At 71.0% G+C, this 2,902-nt stretch carries 3 protein-coding genes and 2 pseudogenes; 2 read left to right on the top strand and 3 right to left on the bottom strand.

What is annotated here, in order from left to right:
* Window positions 1–650, top strand: a 650-nt coding sequence (locus AB0J09_RS61205; RefSeq protein WP_360713218.1) for an alpha/beta hydrolase, incomplete at its 5' end; no start/stop codon positions are given.
* 12 nt (window positions 651–662) lie between these two features.
* Here AB0J09_RS61205 and AB0J09_RS61200 read toward each other — a convergent pair.
* A complete protein-coding gene (locus AB0J09_RS61200; RefSeq protein ID WP_360713216.1) occupies window positions 663–1,235 on the bottom strand; it encodes an XRE family transcriptional regulator in 573 nt (190 codons plus the stop codon).
* Window positions 1,236–1,282: 47 nt separating this feature from the next.
* On the opposite strand from AB0J09_RS61200, the gene AB0J09_RS61195 reads away from it, so the two are divergent.
* Complete coding sequence (locus tag AB0J09_RS61195; RefSeq protein ID WP_360713214.1) at window positions 1,283–2,137, top strand: class I SAM-dependent methyltransferase; 855 nt, start codon at window positions 1,283–1,285, stop codon at window positions 2,135–2,137.
* A gap of 100 nt (window positions 2,138–2,237) precedes the next feature.
* Here AB0J09_RS61195 and AB0J09_RS61190 read toward each other — a convergent pair.
* Window positions 2,238–2,336: pseudogene (locus tag AB0J09_RS61190) on the bottom strand (DNA-binding response regulator); the annotation flags it as partial.
* Between the two features lie 8 nt (window positions 2,337–2,344).
* Window positions 2,345–2,902: pseudogene (locus AB0J09_RS61185) on the bottom strand (hypothetical protein); the annotation flags it as partial.

Below are 2,902 nucleotides of genomic sequence, written 5' to 3'. Positions count from 1 at the left end.
ACCGGGTGTGGCACGCGCTGGACTTCGGCGGGCGCCGGGTGATCGCCCCCGACCTGCGCGGCCACGGCAGGTCCCCGGCTCCGGCAACCGGATATCGGCCCGCCGACCTGGCCCGTGACCTGCTGCCGCTGCTGGACGAACCGGTGGTGGCCATCGGGCACTCCATGGGTGCCCAGGTGGTCACCGCGCTGGCGGTCGAGCATCCGGAACTGGTCAGCGCGCTGGTGGTCATCGCCCCCGCCTACGGCGCGGACGAGGCGGAGGAGCGGCTCATTCCCGGGCGGCTGGCGGCGTTGCGTGCCGACGGTGCGGCTGCGGCTTTGCGGCAACGCGGGCCGCTCCCCGCGCCGATCACCGGGCAACTGCTGGCCACGCCCGGTCACGTGCTGGCCGAGTGCTACGCCGGGATGTACACCGTGCCGGGCGCGTTCGGGGTGCGCCGGGAGTCCGAGCGTTACCTGGCCAGACGGACCTGCCCGGTGCTCGCCGTCCACAATGTCCCGGAAGCCGCGCAGTGGGAGGCGGGACTGCCCGGCCACCGGCGATCGACGACCGTGGTGTGGCCGGAAGCCGGGCACTTCCTGCACCTGGACCATCCCGCGAGGTTCGTGGACCTGGTGTTGTCCGAGTGGGGCGCCCTCGCGTTCTAGCGCGCCGCCGGTTCATAGTTGCCGGAGATGGGTGCGCTGTCCTTCGTGGTCGAGGATGCACAGGATCTCCGCAGGACCATCGCCGGCCCCGAAGGCATGCGGGATCATGGTGGAGAACTCGGCCGCCTGGCCGGCCTCCACCCTGATGGTCCGCTCTCCCAGCAGCAGCACAACGGTCCCCGACAGGACGGTGAACCAGTCCCTGCCGGGATGGACTTTCAACTCGTGGGTGCCGCGCCGGGCGGGCTTGGTGATGCGCATCTTGGCCACGGTCACGCCGTGCGGCCCGGAATGCCGGCTCAGCAACCAGGTGGTCGTCCCCCGCGACTCGTCGTGCCGCGGCCTGATCACCACGTCCTCGTCGTCGACGGCTTCCACCAGCTGATCGAGCGTGGTGCCCAGGGCTCGAGCGATCGAGGTGAGCTGGTCGAGGCTGATCCGCCGGTGGCCCGTCTCGATACGGCTCAACGTGGAAGGGCTCAGGTAGCAGCGGGCGGCCAGGTCGTCGAGCGACCAGCCCAAGGCCACGCGTAGTCCCCTGATCCGCTTGCGCACCAGACCGTCGAGATCCTCGTCTTGCTTCATACGCAAGATGTTATGTCACTGGCGCAAGGAGCCCATATGGTCGAAGCATGGGAAGTCATCACCATCACCATCACGCGGCCGAGGGCGGCGAGTCGGCCATGGCCGAGCTCTTGGACCTGGACGCGGAGGTCCTGCACTCGTACCTGTCCGAAGTGACGGCCTGGATCCACGAACTGGCCGCCGACCCGCCTCCCCGCCGGATCCTCGACCTGGGCGCCGGAACCGGAGTCGGCACCCTGGCCCTGCTTCAGCGCTTCGAGGGGGCCGACGCGATCGCCCTGGACGTGGACCCAGACATGCTGCGACGCCTCAGGGACAAAGCCGGCGATCTCGGCCTGGCCGACCGGGTCCACACGGTCCAGGCGGATCTGGACGCGGAGTGGCCGGCCATCGACACCGTCGACCTGGTCTGGGCGTCCTCCTCCCTCCACCACATGGCGGATCCCGATCGCGTCCTCGCCGAGCTCCTCGCGGTGCTCCGCCCCGGCGGGCTCCTGGCCGTGCTCGAATTGGACTCCTTCCCGCGCTTCCTGCCCGACGACCTCGGCTTCGGCCGCCCCGGACTCGAAGCACGCTGCCACGCCGTCCGGGCCGAGACGATGGCCGACCGGCTCCCGCATCTCGGCGCCGACTGGGGTTCACGCCTTTCCCAGGCCGGCTTCACCGTCGAGGCCGAGCGGACCTTCGCCATCGACCTGACGCCTCCGCTCCCCGCCGCCACCGGTCGTTACGCCCAGGCATCTCTGCGGCGCCTCCGCTCCGCTCTCGACAGCCGGATGAGCGCCGACGATCTGGCCACGCTCGACACCCTCATCGACGGCGATGGCCCCGGGAGCGTGCTGCGCCGCGACGATCTCGCCGTTCGCGCGAAGAGGACCGTGTGGGTGGCCAGACGGCCGTGAGCGGCAGGCGGGGCTGAGCTCGAGGCTCATGGCTCGGCGCGTCCGGTGGCCCAGGCTCGGTGAGGACGACGGCCGGTCGCTCGCGCGGCAGGCCACGTTCGCGCAGCAGCCGGACGGTGAGCTGGGGGCTGATGAGCACGTCGCCGTTCATCGCTGCCCGGATGGCCTCGACGAGCAGAGCCGGTCCTGAGCGCTTGATCCTCAGGGTCAGGAGGTCTGCGTGGGAGAAGAGGTCGAGGTGGGCGAGGAGGCCGGCGGCTGGCTGGGCTGGTGGTCGCGGTGCCAGCGGCCTCCCTCGCCACGCCAGCGCTGCCCTTCACGCCGGCCCTGACCCTCGCGCAGGGTCGCGTCGCGGACCACGACGGCGGTGGCCGTGCCACCGTCCACCTTCGCCTTGACCATGATCTTCTGTCCCGTCTTCACCGCGTCGATGCCCTCGTCGCCGCGGTTGATCCGGGTGTCGCTGTTGACCGCGTACTCCTTGGTGTAGCCGTCCTCGCTCTTGACCGTGATCGAGTCCTGGTCGACGGCCGTGACATCGCCGTACTGGGTGGCGACGGTCACGTACTTGCCCTCACCGTCGGGCACGACGAACTCGCCGTGGATGGAGGGACCGCCGATGCCCAGCCGGTGGCCCCAGCCCCGGCCCGGCGTCTTGCTGGAAGGCGTTCCGGACGGGCTCGCCGACGGTGACGTGGTGTCGCCGGCAGTGGGCGTCGGGGACGGTGAGGGCGAGAACACCGCCGCGCCTGCGACCCCGGCACC

It is taken from the genome of Nonomuraea sp. NPDC049784, from assembly GCF_040659615.1.
In the GTDB taxonomy this organism is placed as follows: Bacteria; Actinomycetota; Actinomycetes; order Streptosporangiales; family Streptosporangiaceae; genus Nonomuraea.
Note: the sequence above shows the minus strand (reverse complement) of the source record. Positions and strands in the feature narration are given on the sequence as shown.

Excerpts from the sequence above, each read along its gene's own strand:
- AB0J09_RS61200 (WP_360713216.1), bottom strand. The coding sequence starts at position 1,235 with ATGAAGCAAGACGAGGATCTCGACGGTCTGGTGCGCAAGCGGATCAGG.
- AB0J09_RS61195 (WP_360713214.1), top strand. The coding sequence starts at position 1,283 with ATGGGAAGTCATCACCATCACCATCACGCGGCCGAGGGCGGCGAGTCG.